Annotated in this window: 21 protein-coding genes; 7 read left to right on the top strand and 14 right to left on the bottom strand. The window is 69.0% G+C overall.

Annotation, left to right across the window (positions count from 1 at the left end):
• The first annotated feature begins 106 nt into the window (after positions 1-106).
• Positions 107-1,189, top strand: coding sequence for a type IV toxin-antitoxin system AbiEi family antitoxin domain-containing protein (locus JOE46_RS14525; RefSeq protein ID WP_209927654.1), 1,083 nt, complete (start codon positions 107-109; stop codon positions 1,187-1,189).
• On the opposite strand, the gene JOE46_RS14520 is transcribed toward JOE46_RS14525, so the two are convergent.
• Positions 1,186-1,944, bottom strand: a complete 759-nt coding sequence (locus JOE46_RS14520) for an SDR family NAD(P)-dependent oxidoreductase (protein WP_257017846.1) — start codon at positions 1,942-1,944, stop codon at positions 1,186-1,188. The genes JOE46_RS14525 and JOE46_RS14520 overlap by 4 nt on opposite strands.
• Positions 1,945-1,985: 41 nt before the next feature.
• On the opposite strand from JOE46_RS14520, the gene JOE46_RS14515 reads away from it, so the two are divergent.
• Both JOE46_RS14515 and JOE46_RS14510 read left to right on the top strand, forming a co-directional pair.
• On the top strand, positions 1,986-2,618 hold the full coding sequence (locus JOE46_RS14515; protein ID WP_077042913.1) for a TetR/AcrR family transcriptional regulator: 633 nt from the start codon (positions 1,986-1,988) through the stop codon (positions 2,616-2,618).
• A gap of 9 nt (positions 2,619-2,627) precedes the next feature.
• Positions 2,628-3,779 carry an acetyl-CoA C-acetyltransferase gene (locus JOE46_RS14510; RefSeq protein WP_097214298.1) on the top strand — a complete coding sequence of 384 codons (1,152 nt, stop codon included), beginning with the start codon at positions 2,628-2,630 and terminating at the stop codon, positions 3,777-3,779.
• Positions 3,780-3,871: 92 nt separating this feature from the next.
• Here JOE46_RS14510 and JOE46_RS14505 read toward each other — a convergent pair whose 3' ends face one another.
• Positions 3,872-4,492, bottom strand: coding sequence for a TetR/AcrR family transcriptional regulator (locus JOE46_RS14505; RefSeq protein ID WP_179800720.1), 621 nt, complete (start codon positions 4,490-4,492; stop codon positions 3,872-3,874).
• 104 nt (positions 4,493-4,596) lie between these two features.
• Here JOE46_RS14505 and JOE46_RS14500 point away from each other — a divergent pair, with 104 nt between their 5' ends.
• Positions 4,597-4,875 carry a DUF2277 domain-containing protein gene (locus JOE46_RS14500; RefSeq protein WP_097214300.1) on the top strand — a complete coding sequence of 93 codons (279 nt, stop codon included), beginning with the start codon at positions 4,597-4,599 and terminating at the stop codon, positions 4,873-4,875.
• 65 nt (positions 4,876-4,940) lie between these two features.
• Here JOE46_RS14500 and JOE46_RS14495 read toward each other — a convergent pair whose 3' ends face one another.
• From JOE46_RS14495 to echA20, 4 genes are read right to left on the bottom strand one after another with little or no spacing between them, the layout of a single operon-like run.
• A complete protein-coding gene (locus tag JOE46_RS14495; protein WP_097214301.1) occupies positions 4,941-6,005 on the bottom strand; it encodes a nitronate monooxygenase family protein in 1,065 nt (354 codons plus the stop codon).
• A complete protein-coding gene (gene ipdB, locus JOE46_RS14490; RefSeq protein WP_097214302.1) occupies positions 6,002-6,760 on the bottom strand; it encodes a cholesterol ring-cleaving hydrolase subunit IpdB in 759 nt (252 codons plus the stop codon). The genes JOE46_RS14495 and ipdB overlap by 4 nt, the downstream gene beginning before the upstream one ends.
• Entirely contained in the window at positions 6,757-7,638 is an 882-nt protein-coding gene (gene ipdA / locus JOE46_RS14485; protein WP_097214303.1) for a cholesterol ring-cleaving hydrolase subunit IpdA, read from the bottom strand. The genes ipdB and ipdA overlap by 4 nt, the downstream gene beginning before the upstream one ends.
• Before the next feature lie 14 nt (positions 7,639-7,652).
• On the bottom strand, positions 7,653-8,414 hold the full coding sequence (gene echA20, locus JOE46_RS14480) for a (7aS)-7a-methyl-1,5-dioxo-2,3,5,6,7,7a-hexahydro-1H-indene-carboxyl-CoA hydrolase (protein WP_097214304.1): 762 nt from the start codon (positions 8,412-8,414) through the stop codon (positions 7,653-7,655).
• Between the two features lie 131 nt (positions 8,415-8,545).
• On the opposite strand from echA20, the gene JOE46_RS14475 reads away from it, so the two are divergent.
• Positions 8,546-9,346 (top strand): SDR family oxidoreductase, encoded by an 801-nt coding sequence (locus tag JOE46_RS14475; RefSeq protein WP_097214312.1) that lies wholly within the window; start codon positions 8,546-8,548, stop codon positions 9,344-9,346.
• Positions 9,343-10,257 (top strand): SDR family oxidoreductase, encoded by a 915-nt coding sequence (locus JOE46_RS14470; protein ID WP_097214305.1) that lies wholly within the window; start codon positions 9,343-9,345, stop codon positions 10,255-10,257. The genes JOE46_RS14475 and JOE46_RS14470 overlap by 4 nt, the downstream gene beginning before the upstream one ends.
• A gap of 69 nt (positions 10,258-10,326) precedes the next feature.
• Here the strand turns inward: JOE46_RS14470 and JOE46_RS14465 are convergent, their stop codons facing one another.
• The 3 genes from JOE46_RS14465 to JOE46_RS14455 all read right to left on the bottom strand — a co-directional run bounded on the left by JOE46_RS14465 (position 10,327) and on the right by JOE46_RS14455 (position 12,741).
• Complete coding sequence (locus JOE46_RS14465) at positions 10,327-10,998, bottom strand: GNAT family N-acetyltransferase (RefSeq protein WP_097214306.1); 672 nt, start codon at positions 10,996-10,998, stop codon at positions 10,327-10,329.
• A gap of 107 nt (positions 10,999-11,105) precedes the next feature.
• A complete protein-coding gene (locus tag JOE46_RS14460; RefSeq protein WP_245221052.1) occupies positions 11,106-11,570 on the bottom strand; it encodes a nitroreductase family deazaflavin-dependent oxidoreductase in 465 nt (154 codons plus the stop codon).
• 7 nt (positions 11,571-11,577) lie between these two features.
• Positions 11,578-12,741: a steroid 3-ketoacyl-CoA thiolase gene (locus JOE46_RS14455; protein WP_209927653.1), complete on the bottom strand. Its 1,164-nt coding sequence runs from the start codon at positions 12,739-12,741 to the stop codon at positions 11,578-11,580.
• 173 nt (positions 12,742-12,914) lie between these two features.
• On the opposite strand from JOE46_RS14455, the gene JOE46_RS14450 reads away from it, so the two are divergent.
• On the top strand, positions 12,915-14,165 hold the full coding sequence (locus tag JOE46_RS14450) for a cytochrome P450 (protein ID WP_077042902.1): 1,251 nt from the start codon (positions 12,915-12,917) through the stop codon (positions 14,163-14,165).
• 81 nt (positions 14,166-14,246) lie between these two features.
• On the opposite strand, the gene JOE46_RS14445 is transcribed toward JOE46_RS14450, so the two are convergent.
• The 5 genes from JOE46_RS14445 to JOE46_RS14425 form a co-directional block, all read right to left on the bottom strand.
• Positions 14,247-14,849 (bottom strand): GDSL-type esterase/lipase family protein, encoded by a 603-nt coding sequence (locus JOE46_RS14445; RefSeq protein WP_097211825.1) that lies wholly within the window; start codon positions 14,847-14,849, stop codon positions 14,247-14,249.
• A gap of 105 nt (positions 14,850-14,954) precedes the next feature.
• Positions 14,955-15,374, bottom strand: a complete 420-nt coding sequence (locus JOE46_RS14440; protein ID WP_209927651.1) for a nuclear transport factor 2 family protein — start codon at positions 15,372-15,374, stop codon at positions 14,955-14,957.
• Positions 15,371-16,246: a TIGR03619 family F420-dependent LLM class oxidoreductase gene (locus JOE46_RS14435; protein ID WP_097211827.1), complete on the bottom strand. Its 876-nt coding sequence runs from the start codon at positions 16,244-16,246 to the stop codon at positions 15,371-15,373. Before JOE46_RS14435 ends, JOE46_RS14440 begins: the two co-directional genes overlap by 4 nt.
• 36 nt (positions 16,247-16,282) lie before the next feature.
• Positions 16,283-17,458, bottom strand: coding sequence for a thiolase domain-containing protein (locus tag JOE46_RS14430; protein WP_097211828.1), 1,176 nt, complete (start codon positions 17,456-17,458; stop codon positions 16,283-16,285).
• A gap of 2 nt (positions 17,459-17,460) precedes the next feature.
• Positions 17,461-18,525, bottom strand: coding sequence for a thiolase domain-containing protein (locus JOE46_RS14425; protein ID WP_097211829.1), 1,065 nt, complete (start codon positions 18,523-18,525; stop codon positions 17,461-17,463).
• Positions 18,526-18,534: the final 9 nt, after the last annotated feature.

The following is an 18,534-nucleotide window of genomic DNA, read 5'->3' as shown; positions in this document are numbered from 1 at the left end:
TTGACGAGTGCTGACACTCGTCAACCACGCACAGGCGCGTAGCGCCTGTGGATAACCCGGCCCGATCTCGTCGATCCGGTCGGTACCCGACGCCAGTGTCGTCGGCATGCCCGCAACGTTCTCGCCCGCAGCGCTCCAGGCCCTCGTCGACCGCCAGTACGGATTGGTCACCGCGGCGCAATTGCACGCCCTCGGATTCCCGCCGTCGCGAACGCGACAGCGCCTCGAGACCGGGAGCTGGCAGCGGGTGCTGCACGGGGTGTACGCGATCACCTCGGGCGCGCTCACTCGCGAGGCAATTCTCGAGGCCGCCCTTCTCTACGGCGGGACCACGGCGCTGCTCAGTCACCGGACGGCCGCGGAGCTGTGGGGGATGGCCCCAGTGAGCGAGGCCGGTCCCGTCCACGTCACAGTTCCCTACGGTGTCTCCGCGATCGGTCAACCCGCGACCGCGGTCGGACACGCGGTGCACAACGATCGCGTGGTGCCCGCGCGGGGGAGCGTCCTGCATCCCGGGGTGGTGGTGCACCGGTCGCGCGCGCAACGGCACATCGGTGCCGGCGACCTCCTGCCACCGCGCACGACCCGCGCGGACACCGCGCTAGACCACGCCATCGCGCAGCCGTCGGCGCGCGAGGCATACGTCAGCCTGATCGGCACCGTCACCAACGCTCGCGTCCGGTTGGACGACGTCCGGCGCCGGATGAACGAGCGGACCCCGCGTCGCTACCGGAAAGCGCTCGAGGCGGCCGTCCGGCTGCTGGCCGAAGGCGTCCAGTCGATGCTCGAGTACCGCTTCGCGGTCGATGTCGAACAGGCCCACGGACTTCCCGTGGCACGCAGGCAGGAGCCGGTGGTGGTCGACGGCCGCACGCTCTGGGAGGACTGCGACTACAGCGAACACGGTGTCCCGCTGATCGTGCGCCTCGACGGCCGCCGGTCGCACTCCGCGCGCGAGGTCGCCTTCCGGGACCGTCGCCGCGACAACGCCGCCGAACTCGCCGATCGGCCACGGCTGGTGTTCGGCTACGAGGAGGTGGTCGTGACCCCGTGCCTGGTGGCCGGGGAGGTCGAGCAGGTCCTGCGCCGCGAGGGGTGGCATAGGCGGGACGAAAACCCGTGTCCCGCCTGTGCGCGGTTAGCGAGTCCTGACACTCGTCAACCGCGCACGGGCGGCGGAGCCGCCTAGACGGTGTAGCCGCCGTCGACGTTCAGCTTCTGGCCGGTGATGAAGCCGGCCTTGTCGCTCGCGAGGAAGCAGACGGCTTCGGCGATGTCGACCGCGGAGCCGAAGCGCTGCAGGGGGATCCGGCTCATCGCGACGGCCTGCGCGCGCTCATCGAGGTCGGCGTTGCCCATCAGGCGTTCGGCCATGCCGTCGGTGAGCATGCCGGGGCCAACGGAGTTGAAGCGGACGCCGTAGCGGCCCTCCTCGGCGGCGAACGCCCGGACCAGCGCCTCGACGGCGCCCTTGGTCCCGGACGAGAGGCCGTCGCGGACGGGAAAGCGGTCGGTGGCCGCCGTGGTCACCGCGACCACCGAGCCGCGCGCCGCGCGGAGCCCGGGCAACAGGGCGTGCACGAGCGCGAAGAACGCGGTGGCCTCGGCTCCGAGATGCTCGGAGAAGGTGTCGGGGGAGACCTTGGACAGGTGGACCATCGGGATGTGCGGGCCCGCCGCGTGCACCAGCACCGACGGATCGCCGAGCTCGGCCGTGATCTCCCGCGCCCACCGTGCGACCCGGTCCCGGTCGGTCAGGTCGACGGCATCGGCACGGGCCCGCCCGCCCGCAGCGGTGATCTCCTCGACCAGGGCGGCGGCGCGCTCGGCGCCGGAACGGTAGGTGAACGCGACAGGGAGCCCCTGGGCGGCGAGCCGCCGGGTGATCTCGATCCCGATGCCGCCCGATCCGCCGGTGATCACGGCGCAAGTGTTTTGCTGCACCCCGATACCCTAACAAGCGCTTGGTTGATACTCTGTCGAGTGTGACCCCTCCGCCGAGAGCTGCCGAAGAGTCTGCCAGCAAGTCCGGCCGCCGCGCCGAACTCCTCGCGCTGGCGGCCGCCCTGTTCGCCGAGCGCGGTCTGCGCGCCACCACGGTGCGCGACATCGCCGACTCGGCCGGGATCCTGTCCGGCAGTCTCTACCACCACTTCGACTCCAAGGAGTCCATGGTCGACGAGATCCTCAAGGGCTTCCTGGACGAGCTGTTCGGCCGCTACCGCGACATCGTCGCGGCCGGTCTCGGATCGCGCGCCACCCTCGAGGCGATGGTGATCGCGTCCTTCGAGGCGATCGACGGTTCGCACGCCGCGGTCGCGATCTATCAGGACGAGGCCAAGCACCTGGTCGGCAACGAGCGCTTCGAGTACATCACCGAGCGCAACAAGGAGTTCCGGGGCCTGTGGGTCTCGGTCCTCGAGGCGGGCATCGCCGACGGCAGCTTCCGCCCCGACATCGACGTGGAGCTGGTGTACCGCTTCATGCGCGACACCGTCTGGGTTCCGGTGCGCTGGTACCGGCCGGGAGGCCCGATGACCGCGGAAACGGTCGCCAAGCAGTATCTCGCCATTGTGCTCGACGGGCTCTCCAGCCCACAGTCACGGTCCGATTCGTAGGGAGTTTCCATGCCTGAGGCATACATTGTTGACGCCATCCGCACCGCGGTCGGCAAGAAGGGCGGTGCCCTCTCCGCGGTGCACCCCGCGGACCTCGGCGCCGGGGTGATCAAGCAGCTCCTCGAGCGCAACCAGGTCGACCCGAGCGAGATCGACGACGTCGTGTTCGGCTGTGTCGACGCGATCGGCCCGCAGGCCGGCAACATCGCGCGCACCGCCTGGCTGGCCGCCGGCTACCCCGAGGATGTCCCCGGTGTCACCGTCGACCGTCAGTGTGGATCCAGCCAGCAGGCCGTTCACTTTGCGGCGCAGGCGATCCTGAGCGGAACCGCGGACCTGATGGTGGCCGGCGGCGTGCAGAACATGAGCATGATCCCGATCGCCTCCGCGATGGTCGTCGGCGAGCAGTTCGGTTTCGAGACCCCGTTCAAGGGCTCGAAGGGCTGGGAGCACCGCTACGGCGACGAAGAGGTCTCGCAGTTCCACGGCGCCGAGCTGATCGCCGAGAAGTGGGACATCAGCCGCGAGGAGATGGAGCGCTGGGCGCTGCAGAGCCACGAGCGCGCGCGCAAGGCGATCGCCGAGGGCCGCTTCGACAAGGAGATCGTGCCGGTCGGCGAGTTCAGCATCGACGAGGGCCCGCGCGAGACCAGCCTGGAGAAGATGGCCGGGCTCAAGACCCTGACCGACGGCGGACGCCTGACCGCGGCCCTGGCGAGCCAGATCTCCGACGGCGCCAGCGCGACGCTGCTCGCCTCCGAGGCCGCGGTGAAGGCGCACGGCCTCAAGCCCCGCGCCCGGATCCACCACATCAGCGCCCGCGGCGCCTCGCCGATCTTCATGCTCAGCGCGCCGATCCCCGCGACCAAGTACGCGCTGGAGAAGGCAGGCCTGACCATCGATGACATCGACGTCATCGAGATCAACGAGGCCTTCGCCCCCGTCGTGCTGTCCTGGATCAAGGAGATCGGCGCGGACCCGGCGAAGGTCAACGCCAACGGCGGCGCGATCGCGAACGGGCACCCGCTCGGCGCGACCGGCACCAAGCTGTTCGCGACCATGCTCAACGAGCTCGAGCGCACCGGTGGGCGCTACGGCCTGCAGACCATCTGCGAGGGTGGCGGCACCGCGAACGTGACGATCATCGAGCGCCTGGGCTAAAACCTCTCCGCGCAAGCAGATTCGGCCCCGTACCCTCCTGCCGGAGGAGTACGGGGCCGAACTCGTCGGTGGACCCGGACGGACGGTGTCCGTCAGTCGATGGTGCCGATCAGCGCGAACAGTGCGTCGGCGATCCGCTCGCACCACGCGTCCGAGTCCTCGAATCCGCGCGAGACGCCGCGGAGCATGGTGGCCGACACCAGCAGGTCGAAGACGGTGTCCGCGGTGGACGCGGCGGCGGCCGGCTCCGCGTCAGGCTCGGCCAGTTGGATCCGGTCGAGCAGCGCCTTGCGGGCGGGCACCTCGGCCCGCTGGACGAGCCGCTCGTAGACGCCCTCGTTGTGATTCCAGGTGGACATCAGCCCTGGTATCGCGGAGCGGGCGGCCGGGTGCGCGGCGCGCTCGAGGAAACTGCGCGTCCAGGCCAGGAGGTCGGCGTGCAGGTCGTCGGTGCTCGGGGGGAGCGGCACGTCGCCCATGGACTCGAGGCCGAAGATCGCGTCCTCGATGATCATCTCGCGGGTGGCCCAGCGGCGGTAGATCGCGGGCGCGCTGACCTTGGCCCGTCGGGCGATGGCCTGGATGGTGGTCTTCTGGTAGCCCGACTCGACGAGCAGCGCAATGGTCGCATCGAGGACCGACCGGTCGACCTGGGGATCTCGGGGCCGGCCCGGGCCGGCTGCTTCGACTGGGTGGTCTCCGGATCCATTCACATCGCCGGACAATACCGGAGCGGGTTACCCCCGGAGCCAAAATAGTTACGGGGTGACACGGAACTCATCGCACGCGGGCGGTGGCTCGGGGTTATCGTCGGGATATGTGCCGAAACATCACCGAGCTCCGCGGCCTCGAGCCGGCCGCCACCGCGGAGGAGATCGAGGCGGCCGCCCGTCAGTACGTGCGGAAGGTGAGCGGGGTGCAGAAGCTGTCCGACGCCACCCGAGAGCCCTTCGAGCAGGCGGTCGCCGAGGTCACGGCGACCACGATGCGGCTGCTCGGGGTGCTGCCCTCCCGCAAGCAGCCACCGGCCACGGTGCCGCCGCTGCGCAGGCCCGAGGTCCGCGCCCGGATGGCCGCGGCCGCCGCAAACGACTGAAGGGCACCGCCGGCCGGATGAACCGGCCGATGGTGCCCTTCAGTGTGGGGAGTGCGCTCCCGAGCTCAGGCGCGCAGCGCGCCCAGTGCGTCGATCCGCTTCACGGCGTCCGCCATGATCCGGTCGATCAGTTCCTGACAGCTCGGCAGGTCGTCGACCATGCCGACCACCTGACCTGACGCGAGCACGCCCGCCTCGGTGTTGCCGTCGACCAGGCCGGCCTTGAGCAGCATCGGGGTGTTGGCGTACATGATGACCTGCAGCCAGGTCTTGTCCGTGGACTTCTTCATGTCGAGGCCCTCCTTGAGGAGAGTCGACCACTTCATGCCCGTCATCGCCCTGACCTTGGGAGCGTTCCTGGCCGCGGCGATGAGACCCCGTGCGTAGCTGGACTTCTCGAGGCTGTTGACCAGGTCGGTGTTGAGCACCCGGTGCGGCATGCCATCGACCTTCACGGACACGGTGGTGTCCTGCAGGCCGCGCTTGAGGTACTCCTGCTTGACCGAGTCCGGCACTGCGCTGTCGCTGGTGAGCAGGAAGCGGGTGCCCATCGCGACGCCCGCGGCGCCGTAGGACAGCGCAGCTGCCAGGCCGCGGCCGTCGAAGAAGCCGCCGGCCGCGATCACCGGGATGTCGACCGCGTCGAGCACCGACGGCAGCAGCAGCGTCGTGGCGACCGGGCCGGTGTGGCCGCCGCCCTCGCCGCCCTGCACGATCACCGCGTCGGCGCCCCAGGAGGCGACCTTGACGGCGTGCTTGGCGGCGCCGATGGACGGGACCACGACGACGCCGTTGTCCTTGAGCTTGCTGATCAGGTCCTTCTTGGGTGCCAGCGCGAACGAGGCGACCTTGACCTTCTCGCGGATCAGCAGGTCGATGCGCTGCTGAGCGTCCGTCGCGTCGGCGCGGATGTTGACGCCGAACGGCTTGTCGGTCAGCTCCTTGGTCCGCAGGACCGCTGCCTCGAGCTCGTCGTAGGTCATCGTCGCCGAGGCGAGGATGCCCAGGCCGCCCGCGTTGGACGTGCCCGCGGTCAGGCGCGGGCCGGAGACCCAGCCCATGCCGGTCTGCACGATCGGGTGCTCGATGCCGACCAGTTCGGTCAGCGCCGTGCGCAGGACGGCGGTCATGCCTGGACCTCGCGCTCACGCAGACCGCGCGGGTCGATGACCTCGCGGATCAGGCGCAGCTCCTCGGCGGTGGGCTCGCGGGTGACGCCCGCCTCGGCCAGCCCGGCGACCTCGAAGGAGGTGTTCTCGGCGACCTCGGCCGCGGTGACGCCCGGGTGCAGGCTGAGCGCGCGCAGGGTGTGGTCCGGTCCGCCGAAGTCGAAGACGCCCAGGTTGCTGACCACGCGGTGCAAGTGCAGGTACTTGAACGCCGGGTTCGAGGGATCGACCTTGTCGTAGCCGACACCCGAGACCACGTCCACCTTGTCCACGAACACCCGCGAGGAGTGCTTCGGGACGAAGTAGCTGGTGGCGTGGTTGATGGTGTTGCCGGGGGCGCCGCGGACGCCGAACATCTGGCGGGTCGGCTGCTGCAGCGGACCGAACGCGGACAGGTTCTGGTTGCCGTACCGGTCGATCTGGTTGGCGCCCATGACCACGTGGCGGCGGCCGGAGGCGACGACGTCGAACACCTTGCGGAACGGCATCCAGCCCTCGATCGGGGCCTTGGCGCCGACCGCGGGGGTGTCGGCGAAGATCAGCGCCTCACCGTCGGTGATGAGCAGGTCGGGCTCGGTGGTGAGCCGCGCCAGCCGCGCGCCGATGGTCGCCAGCGTGGACATCGGGCTGGCCATGATCTCGCCCGCGCCCGAGAAGATCTCGGCGCACGCGATCGCGCAGTACTCCGCGCGGGTGATGGTCTCGGTGGAGGTCATGCCTGCTCCTCTGCGAACTTCTTGACGGCGGCCTGGTAGTCGTCCTCGCTGCCGGACAGGTAGGTGTCAACGAAGACCTGCCACGACTCGGGGGTCTTGGCGGCCTCCGCGTAGTGACGCTGGAACTTCTCGTCGCGGCCGTAGCTCTCGCCTGCGAGGGTGAAGTGGGCGCCGTTCGGGGCCTCCACGACGCCGTCGACCATCATGCGGTTGAGGATCAGCTGCTGCAGCGGAACGGCCTTCACCAGCTCCTCGGTCTCGACGATGCGCTCGACGGAGACGTAGCGCTTCTCGGCGGCCATGCAGTACAGGTCGTCGAAGTACGGGTCGACGCCGTTGTAGGCGGCGTTGCCGTGCTTGTCGCCCAGGTTCAGGTGCACGAACGACGCGTCCAGGTTCAGCGCGGGCATCGCGATGAGCGTCTCGGCCTTGCCGGACTCGTCGGCGTACGGCGAAGTGACGGTCTTGAGCTCGTCGCCCCAGAAGTTCAGGACGTCCGAGCCGAGGCCCGCGCGGATCGGCAGGAACGGCAGGCGGGCCGCGGCGGCCTCGAGGCCACACTTGACCATGCCCTCGTCCATCTCGCGGACCTCGATGGCGCCGGTGGTGCGGGCCTTGGCGAACCAGGGGTCGTAGAACGGCGCGGAGTCCAGGGACACGAAGCCGTAGTAGGCCTTCTTGACCTTGCCCGCCGAGCACAGCAGGCCCAGGTCCGGTCCGCCGTAGGTGACGACGGTCAGGTCCTTGATGTCCGAGCGCAGAATCGCGCGCACGAACGCCATCGGCTTGCGGCGCGAGCCCCAGCCGCCGAGGCCGATCGTCATGCCACTGCGCAGTTCGCCGACGACCTCGTCGAGCGACATCCTCTTGTCACGCATTGTCTTTCAACTCCCTACTTGTTCGCGCGCGGCTTGCCGGTGGCGACGAACTCGTCGCGGTGCTCGTCGGCGACGCCGGCGAGGTTCAGCTCGAACGTGAAACCCTGCTCGATCCGGTAGCTGGTGTGCACGTCCATCACGTCGATGCGGTTGATCGCTTCCTTGGCGCGCCGGATGACCCGGGTGTCCTTGGCGGCGATCTCGCCTGCGATCTTGAGTGCACACGCGTCGAGCTCGGCGCGCGGGACGACGTCGTACACGGAGCCGAAGTGCTTGAGCGTCTGGGCGTCGACGTTCTTGGCCGTGTAGTACAGCGTGCGCATCATGTGCTGGGGGACCAGGCGGGCGAGGTGCGTGGCCGCGCCGAGTGCGCCGCGGTCGACCTCGGGCAGGCCGAAGACGGCGTCGTCGGACGCGACGATGACGTCGGCGTTGCCGACCAGGCCGACGCCGCCACCGACGCAGAAGCCGTTGACGGCGACCACGACGGGAACCTCGCAGTCGTAGACCGCGGAGAACGCCGCCGCGCAGCCGCGGTTGGCGTCGATCAGTGCGCCGTGACCCTCGGTGGCCTGCATCTCCTTGATGTCGACGCCGGCGTTGAAGCCGCGACCCTCGGCTCGCAGGATCACCACGTGGGTGCTCGGATCCTTGCCCGCCGCGAGGACGGCGTCGGCCAGTTCGAACCATCCCTTAGACGGGATGGCGTTCACCGGCGGGTAGTCGACGGTGACCGTGGTGATGCCGGCCCCATCGGATTTGGAAGTGATTCCCATCGTGATTCCTTAGGTAGGTCGCCAAACCAAGCGATTGCTTGGTAAGTTAGCACACCTGCGGGTCGGGCTGGAGTTCGCTTTTCGGCGGATGACCCCCGACCCGCAGAGAATCCCTGACAGTGGAGGTACTGGTGGATCTAGGTCTTGACGGCAGCGTGGTGCTGGTCACCGGCGGAGTGCGCGGCGTGGGCGCGGGCATCAGCCGCGCGTTTCTGCGCGCGGGCGCCACGGTGGTGACCTGCGCGCGACGGCCGGCCGACGAGCCGATCGAGGTGGATGGTCGCGGCGTGGAGTTCATCTCCTGCGACCTTCGCGACGCCGAGCAGGTGCAGTCGATGATCGACTCGATCGTCGCCACCCACGGCCGCCTCGACGCCGTCGTCAACAACGCGGGCGGGGCGCCGTACGCCCTGGCCGCGGACGCCAGCCCCCGCTTCCACTCGAAGATCGTCGAGCTCAACCTGCTCGCCCCGCTCCTGATCTCGCAGATCGCGAACGCCGTCATGCAGAAGCAGGACACCGGCGGCTCGATCGTGATGATCAGCAGCGTCAGCGGCAGCCGTCCGTCGCCGGGCACCGCCGCCTACGGCGCCGCCAAGGCCGGCATCGACAGCCTCGCGGCCAGCCTCGCGGTGGAGTGGGCGCCGAAGGTCCGGGTGAACTCGATCGTGGTCGGCCTGGTCGAGACCGAGCAGAGCCACCTGCACTACGGCGGGGCCGACGGCCTCGCCGCGGTGAGCAAGACCGTCCCGCTGGGTCGGATGGCGCGGCCCGAGGACATCGGGAACTGTGCGACCTTCCTGGCATCGCCGCTGGCGTCCTACGTCAGCGGTTCGACACTGACGGTGCACGGCGGCGGCGAGCGCCCCGCGTTCCTGGCGGCGTCGGACGCAGAGACATCCAACAAGCCAGTGATGGAGGAGCAGAAGTGAGTGGATTGGTAGAGGGTCGCGTCGTCATCGTGACGGGCGCGGGGCGCGGTATCGGACGGGCGCACGCACTGGCGTTCGCGGCCGAGGGCGCGAAGGTCGTCGTGAACGACATCGGCGTCGGCGGCGACGGCACCGCGACCGGTGAGAGCCCCGGCGAGCAGGTCGTCGCGGAGATCATCGCCGCGGGCGGACAGGCCGTGGTGAACGGCGACGACGTCGCGGACTGGGACGGCGCGCAGAACCTGATCAAGACCGCCATCGACAACTTCGGTGGCCTCGACGTGCTGGTCAACAATGCGGGCTTCCTGCGCGACCGGATGCTGGTCGGCATGAGCGAGCAGGAGTGGGACTCGGTCATCCGGGTGCACCTCAAGGGCCACTTCGCCCCGCTGCGGCACGCGGCCGCGTACTGGCGCGCCGAGTCCAAGGCCGGACGTCCGGTGGACGCGCGGATCATCAACACCAGCTCGGGTGCCGGCCTGCAGGGCAGCATCGGTCAGGGCAATTACGCGGCCGCCAAGGCGGGCATCGCGGAGATGACCATCCAGGCCGCCGCCGAGCTGAAGAACTACGGCGTCTCCGTCAACGCGATCGCGCCGGCGGCGCGCACCCGGATGACGGTGGGCGCGGGCGGCGCGATGGCCGAGGCGATGGCCGCTCCCGAGGAGGGCTTCGACGCGATGGCGCCGGAAAACATCTCCCCGCTGGTGGTCTGGCTGGGCAGCGCCGAGTCGAAGGACGTCACCGGCCGGGTGTTCGAGGTCGAGGGCGGCAAGATCACCGTCGCCGAGGGCTGGCGGCACGGCCCCGTGCAGGACAAGGGCGATCGCTGGGACCCGAAGGAGATCGGCCCCGTCGTGGCCGACCTGCTCGAGAAGGCGGAGACCCCCACCCCGGTCTACGGGGCGTAAAGCGGCTCCGCCGCCCGTGCGCGGTTGACGAGTGTGTGGACTCGTCAACCGCGCACAGGCGCGAAGCGCCTAGACGGGGGAGCGGACGATGACCGTCGTGCCGGGGAAGTAGGCGGCGAGTTCCGGCCGCGACAGCTTGATCACGGCGGTGCCGTAGCCCTGCTTGCGCGCCTCGGGCGCCACCCACACCGCGAGGTCCACCTCGCCTTCGTGTAGTTCGCCGAACACCAGCCCGACGCACTCCGGCCGGTCGCCGCTGGTGTTCTCCGCGACGAACCATGCCGCGGTCTCCTCGTCGACCCGGTTCAGGCCTGCCCGGCGCTCCTCCTCGATGCGATCCTCCTGCCACGGCGTGCCGTCGGCATCGAGCTGCTCGGCCGAGCGCCGCCGGTAGAGCTCCGCGTCCTCGTCGTTGTAGGTGAACGGGCGCAGCCGCACGTTCGTGCCGGTGCTGAAGGGGCGCTGTTCCGGCAGCCACTTCAGCGTCGCGTCCAGGTTGGTGACCTCGTCGCGGAGGTGGTCGCGCTCGAGCCGGGTCAGGCGCCCGAGCTGAAGACCCAGCACCGCATTCGCGTTGTCCTCGGTCGTCTCGAGGAGCGCGCTCACGCTGCGTACGGCGGCGGCGTGGTCGTCACTGTCGACGATGGCATCGAGGACCTCGTGCCGCATCTCGAGCGCCCGCAGGAGCGCCGAGGCGAGTTCGCGTCGGTCCAGGATCTGATCTTGGGGGCCAGCCGTCATGACGAAATCTCCCTATCCGTTGAGGTGCAACAGCGCGGAGCACGCACCTGCCGGATCGGCAATCCTGCGGGCTCCCCCCAGATTGTCTGTCAACGGGCCCGCAATTGCTACGAACAGACCACGACCGGGATCTTGCGTTCGACCCAGGACTGGTAATCGTCGAACTCGGGGTACATCGCCACGAGCTTGGGCCACAGCTCCGCGTGCTCGGCATCGTCCGCGACCTTCGCGACCAGATGGCGCACGTCGGAACGGATCTGGACCTTCACATTGGGATTGGCCTTCAGGTTCAGGTACCACAGCGGGTTCTTGGGCTGGCCGCCCTGCGAGGCGACGAGCACGACCCGGTCGCCGTCCTCGAGGAACAGCAGTGGGCTCACCCTGGGCTCGCCGCTCTTGCGGCCGGTGGTGGTGAGCAGGCAGATCGGCAGGCCGCTCTTCGCGGCGCTGCCGACCCGCCACTTACCGCCGACACGCCCACCGGTGGCCCGGTACGCGATCACGTTCGTCTTCGACATCCATTTGATGATGATTCGGGTGAACTGCGTATCGAGCATCGGTGGGCGCTTCATGGCCGGATCAGATCCGCTCGATGATGGTGCCGGTGGCGAGCGCGCCGCCGGCGCACATGGTGATCAGTGCGGTGGACTTGTCCGTCCGCTCGAGTTCGTGCAGTGCGGTGGTGATGAGGCGGGATCCGGTGCTGCCGACGGGGTGGCCGAGGGCGAGGGCGCCGCCGTTGACGTTGACCTTGTCCATGTCGGGGCCGTGCACCCGAGCCCAGGACAGCGCGACGGACGCGAAGGCCTCGTTGACCTCGAACAGGTCGAGGTCGCCGATCTTCATGCCTGCCTTCTCGAGGACCTTGGCGGTGGCCTGGACGGGGCCGTCGAGGTGGAATTCGGGCTCGGCGCCGACGAGCACCTGGGAGACGATCCGGGCGCGGGGCTTGAGGCCGAGGGCGAGGGCGCGGTCGGAGTCCATCAGCAGCACTGCGGCGGCGCCGTCGGAGATCTGCGAGGCGGTGCCCGCGGTGTGGATGCCGCCCTCGATGACCGGCTTGAGCTTGGCGAGCGACTCGAGCGTGGTGTCGCGCAGGCCCTGGTCCCGGGAAACCAGCGTGGTCTCGGCGGTCGGCAGCTTGTCCTCGCCGATGACGGGGGCGGTCACGGGCAGCACCTCGCGGTCGAAGCGTCCCTCGGCCCAGGCCTGCTTGGCCAGGGCCTGCGAGCGGACGCCGAGCGCCTCGATGTCCGCGCGGGTGATGCCGCGACGCTTGGCGATCCGCTCGGCGGCCTCGAACTGGTTGGGCATGTCGATGTCCCAGGACGCCGGCCGGCGCGGGCCTGCCTCGGTGCCGACGTTGGCGCCGAGCGGGACCTGGCTCATCTGCTCGACGCCGCAGGCGACGCCGATGTCGATGGCGCCGGTGGCGATCAGCCCGGCGATCAGGTGGTTGGCCTGCTGCGCGGAGCCGCACTGGCAGTCGATGGTGGTGGCGCCGGTCTGCCACGGCAGACCCGCGGCCAGCCAGGCGACCCGGGTGACGTTGTTGGACTGTGCACCGGCCTGGGTGACGCAGCCGCCGATGGCCTGCTCGACGAGGAGGGGGTCGATGCCCGCCCGCTCGAGCAGTCCGACCTGAACCGAGCCCAGGGTCTCCGCCGCGTGCAGGCCGGACAGCCAACCCCCTCGCTTGCCGATCGGGGTACGGACTGCCTCGACGATTACTGGTGTGCCCACGGCGGGCTCCTTTCCACGTGTCTACAAAAAGTAGAACAGGTTCTCCCCTTTGAGCAAGGAGAATGGGCCCAGTTCTTTGCCTAGTCTTTCCCTGATCGAAGCTCTATGCTTCAATCTTTGTAGAACGTGTTCCACATCACGCGCGGCGCCGATCGCGATGGCAGGAGACAACAGTGGCACAGCCCAACATTCCCGCGGGATTCGACTTTACGGACCCCGATATCTACGCGCACCGGCTGCCGGTGGAAGAACTCGCCGAGGTCCGCAAGGCCGAGCCGGTGTACTGGGTCGAGCAGCCCGACGGTGTCGGCGGATTCAACGACGGTGGCTACTGGTTGGTCACCCGTCACGAGGACATCCGCGACGTGTCGATGCGCGACGTGTTCTCCACCTGGGAGAACACCGCCATCCCGCGGTTCGCCGACGACATGAAGCGCGAGCAGATCGAACTGCAGCGCTTCGTGCTCCTGAACAAGGACGCGCCGGAGCACACCAAGCTGCGCAAGCTGGTCTCCCGCGGCTTCACCCCCCGCGCGATCAACGGGATCAAGGAAGAGCTGCGCGACCGCGCCGAGTCCATCGTCAAGGCCGCCGCTGCGGAGGGTAGCGGCGACTTCGTCACCCAGGTCGCGGCGGAGCTGCCCCTGCAGGCCATCGCCGAGCTCATCGGCGTGCCGCAGGAGGACCGCGGCAAGGTCTTCGAGTGGTCCAACCAGATGACCTCGTACGACGATCCCGAGTTCGCCGACATCGATCCGGCTGCCGCGTCGATGGAGATCCTCGGGTACGCGTACCAGCTCGCCGAGGCGCGCAAGGCGAACCCGGGCGACGACCTCGTCACCACGCTCATCGAGGCGGACGTCGACGGCGACGAGCTCAGCCCGGAGGAGTTCGGCTTCTTCGTGATCGTGCTCGCGGTGGCAGGCAACGAGACCACCCGCAACGCCACCACGCACGGCATGAAGGCCTTCATGGACAACCCCGAGCAGTGGGAGCTGTACAAGAAGGAGCGTCCGAAGACCACGGCCGACGAGATCATCCGCTGGGCCACCCCGGTCGCCGCCTTCCAGCGCACCGCCCTCGAGGACACCGAGATCGGCGGCGTGGCGATCAAGAAGGGCCAGCGCGTCGTGATGAACTACGTGTCGGCGAACTTCGACGAGGAGGTGTTCGAGAACCCGGAGAAGTTCGACATCCTCCGCGACCCGAACCCGCACCTGTCCTTCGGCGGAACCGGCGCCCACTACTGCCTCGGCGCCAACCTGGCCCGCATGGAGATCGACCTGATCTTCAACGCGATCGCCGACTTCCTCCCGGACATCACCGAGGTCGGCGCGACCCGCCGCCTGCGGTCCGGCTGGCTCAACGGCATCAAGGAGTACCAGGTCGACTACAAGACCGGCGGTTGCCCGGTCGCCCACTAGGGCAGTCGATCCACCAGCACCATCCGGCAGCGCCGGCGCGGTCACCCCGCGCCGGCGCTGCCGTTTTCGTTCCCGGTGACCTCAGCGGCGCAGCCATTCGTCCCAGGCGGGCGCCACCAGTTCGAACAGGGCCGTGTAGCCGTCGGAACGCGGGTGGGCGCCGTCGCCGTCGCGGACCTGCCTGCGCCAGACGTCGTGCTTCTCCAGCGCAGTGAAGACGTCGACGAACGTGCAGCACCGCGCATCACAGATGTCGCGAAAATTATTGTTGAGCAAGAGGATCCGATGGTTGTGCTCCTCGTCGTGCACGGGCGGCGGGCCGACGAAGAGGACAGGTGCGCCCGCGGCGGCGTCGAGGCAGTCGATCAGGTTCTCCCGAGAGGTCGCGGCCGGGACCCGAGGCCCGTCGTCCGTGGCGGTCGCGTCGTTGACCCCGAAGGAGAACACCAGCCGCAGCTCCGTGTCCGCGGGCCTGCGGCGCTCGATCTCGTCGCGCAGCCGCGCCCGGATGTCGGTGGAGGTGTTGCGTCGGATCCCGAGGTTGTATCCGGTGGCTGGTCGCCCCGCCTGTGCGCTGCGGGCCAGCAGCCGGCCGGTCCAGCCGAGCGCGGTCTCGTCGCCGACGCCCGCGACAAAGGAGTCGCCGATGAAACAGATCCGGAGATCCTCCGAGTGACTCTGCACTGAATGTCATCCTTCCGATCGCCTGCGGTCGGACCCACCCTGCCGTGAAACGCAAAGGACCGCACCTCGATTTACGAGGCGCGGTCCTTCCGGCGTTCGTGCGTACTACAGCTTGACGAGCGTCTTCATCGCCCGGTCGACCTCCCAGAAGGCCCGAATCGACTGCAGCTTGCCCTCGTCGTTCACCCGGTAGATGAACACTCCCTCGGCATCGATCTGGTTGCCCGCCACGACGGATCGGATGCTGCCGATGTAGACCATCTCGTCACCGCACTGCAGGGTGTCCCTGATGTCGAAGACGAGAGACTCGGTGTTCGCGATGGTCATGTCGTAGAAGCGGGCGATCGCCTCCCGGCCGTGGTGACCCTTGCCCTCGGGATCGAAACCCGAAGGACCGACCGGGTCCTCGACCCAACCGTCCTCCGCGAACAGCGCCAGCCACTCGTCTTTGCGCTTGCCGCTCGCGGCGGACTGGGACGCGCGCGACGCGATCCGGACGGGGTGCTCCGTTGCGGTCTCGGTCATGACGCTCCTCCCGCGATGTGGTCGGCCGCGAACTTGCGCAGCGAGTCCTGCTTGGCCTCGAGCGGGCCGTCGAACGGAATGCCGTCGAAGATCCACGGCACCACGATGGAATCGGTGATGCCTGCGCCCGCGAGTTCGGCGTAGCCGTCCTTGCCGAAGCGGTCGATGCACACGGCCTGCAGCTCGAAAGGCTCATCCGCGCGGCCGTATTCGGCCCGCAGATCATCGAGCTTGCGCTTGGTCTCGACCAGGTCCTTGAACTTCATCATCGCCGAGGTCCAGCCGTCGCCCACCCGGGCCGCCCGGCGCAGCGCCACGTCGGTGTGACCGCCGACGTAGAACGGCACCGGCTTGCTCGGCGCGGGGCTGATCTGCAGCCGATCGAAGTCGTAGAACTCCCCGTGGAACTCGACCATGCCGCCCGCGAGGGTCAGCTTGATGATCTCGATCATCTCGTCGACGCGGGCGCCGCGCTTCTTGAACGGCACGCCGCACCACTCGAACTCCTCAGGAGCCCAACCGATCCCGACGCCGAAACCGAAACGGTTCCCGGTTAGGTTCGCCACGGACCCGACCTGCCGCGCGAGCAGCAGCGGGTTCCGGGACCCCAGCTTGAGCACGTTCGTGTAGAAGCCGATGGTGGAGGTGGCCGCGCCGAGAGCCGCGGCCGCGATCAGTGGATCCACCCACGGCGTCTCGGCGTTCCACATCCGGGAGCCGTCGGGGGTGTATGGGTAGTCCGCCGCCGCCGTCTCCATGTAGAAGAGCGAGTCCGGCAGGGCGATATTGGCGAACCCGCATTCCTCGGCGGTCTGCGCGAGCGGGATGAGTTGGTCGAGCGGACTCATCGCGATGCCTACGGTGAACTTCATGCTGATCTCCTACTCGAGCTCGTCGGATTCGTCGGGCTACTCGGGCTTGTCAGCACCGACGACCCACATCGAGAAGTACTGTGAGCCGCCGCCGTAGGCGTGGCCGAAGGCCTTGCGGGCGTCCTGGATCTGGTGGTCACCGGCGCGGTTCATCACCTGCATCGCCGACTCAGCGAAGCGGATCATGCCGGAGGCGCCGATCGGGTTGGACGAGAGCACGCCGCCGGAGGCGTTGACCGGGAGGTTCCCGTCGCGGGCGGTCTCGCCCGCCTCGGTGAGCTTCCAGCCGGTGCCCTCCGCCGCGAACCCGAGGTTCTCCAGCCACATCGGCTCGAACCAGGAGAACGGGACGTAGATCTCGGCGGCGTCGATCTCCTTGAACGGATCGGTGATCCCCGCGTCCTTCCACAGCGCGGCCGCGGCGTCGCGTCCGGCCTGCGGGTTGACCTGGTCACGCCCGGAGAATGTGGTGGGCTCGGTGCGCATCGCGGTGGCGTGCACCCAGGCCACCTGGCGGCCCCGGGAGATCATCGACTTCGCCGAGTCCTCGTCGCCGATCACGATGGCGCACGCGCCGTCCGAGGACGGGCAGGTCTCGTCGAAACGGATGGGGTCCCACAGCATCTGCGACGCCTGCACCGACTCCAGTGTGATGTCGGGCTGCTTGAGGTGTGCGTACGGGTTGATGCTGCCGTTGAGCCGGTCCTTGACCGCGACCATCGCGCCGATGTGGCTGGGCGCGCCCGAACGGCGGATGTACGAACGCACGTGCGGGGCGAAGTAGCCGCCCGCGCCCGCGCCGACCGGCATCGTGAAGGGCACCGGGATCGACAGCGCCCACATGGCGTTCGACTCGGACTGCTTCTCCCAGGACACCGCCAGCACGCGCTTGTGCACGCCGGACTTGACCAGGGAGGCCGCCACGACACCGGTGGAACCGCCGACGGAGCCCGCGGTGTGCACGCGCAGCAGCGGCTTGCCGACGGCGCCGAGCGCGTTCGCCATCGCCAGCTCCGGCATCATCGAGCCCTCGAACATGTCGGGGGCCTTGCCGACGACGACCGCGTCGATGTCGTCCCAGCTGACCTCGGCGTCGGTCATGGCGCGGTCGATGGCCTCGCGGACCAGGCCGGACATCGTGACGTCGGTCCGCTTGGCGACGTAGTGGGTCTGGCCGGTGCCGAGGACCGCGGCCTTGTGCTTACCACCCATGATCAGTTACGTCCTTCCATGACCGCGACCAGGTTCTGCTGCAGCGCGGGACCGCTGGTGGCGTGTGCCAGGGTGCGGCCGGCCTCGCCGGTGTGGATCTTGCGGGCGGCGTGACCGATCCGCTCGAGGCCCGCCGAGAAGAGCGGGTTGCCCGAGAGCGGGCCGCCGGACGGGTTGACGGTGACGGACTCCGAGAGCCCGATCGCCTCGGCCAGGATGAGCTCCTGGTGGCTGAACGGTCCGTGCAGCTCGGCGACCTCGATGCCGCCGAGGTCGCCGCCGGTGGCGGCGCGGGCCGCGGCCGCGGTGGACGGGGAGGTGGTGAGGTCACGTCCGCCGAGGGCGGGGGAGTCGATGATGTGCTCGAAACCGGTGATCCAGGCTGGGTTTTCGCACATCTCGCGGGCACGATCGCCTCGGGCCAGCACGATCGCCGAGGCGCCGTCCGTGATCGGCGCGCAGTCGTGCGCGCGGAGCGGGTCGGCGATGAACGGCTGCGCGAGCAGCGATTCGATGTCGTAGTCGCCGGAGAGCTGGCTGAGCGGGTTGTCCTTGGCCGCCCTGCGGCTGCGCACCACGACCTCCGCCATCTGCTCGGGCGTCCACTTGCCCGCATCGAGGCCTGCGCGGGCCTGCAGTCCCGCGACCGAGACCGAGTCCGGCCACAGCGGGGCGACCAGGTACGGGTCGAGCTGCATGGCGAGGACCTGGCGAAGGTTGCCTGCGGAGGACTTGCCGAAGCCATAGACCAGGGCCGTGTCGACCTCGCCGGTCATGATCTTGATCCACGCCTCGTACAGGGCCCAGGCCGCGTCCATCTCGACGTGCGACTCGTTGATCGGCGGCACGGCGCCGATCGAGTCGACCGCGGAGATGAACGAGAAGGCGCGTCCGGCGAGGTAGTCGGACGAACCCGAGCACCAGAAACCGATGTCGGACTTGGTGATTCCGAGGGTGGAGTAGAGCTCTTGGAAGATGGGGACCAGCATCTCGACACCGTTGGTGGTGCCTGTGGTCTCTCGAAGATGGGGGGCCTGCGCGAAGCCGACCACTGCAATCTCTGTCACGGGGGTGGC

The organism is Rhodococcus sp. PvR099 (assembly GCF_017833315.1).
Classification (GTDB): Bacteria; Actinomycetota; Actinomycetes; order Mycobacteriales; family Mycobacteriaceae; genus Rhodococcus_G; species Rhodococcus_G oryzae.
Note: the sequence above shows the minus strand (reverse complement) of the source record. Positions and strands in the feature narration are given on the sequence as shown.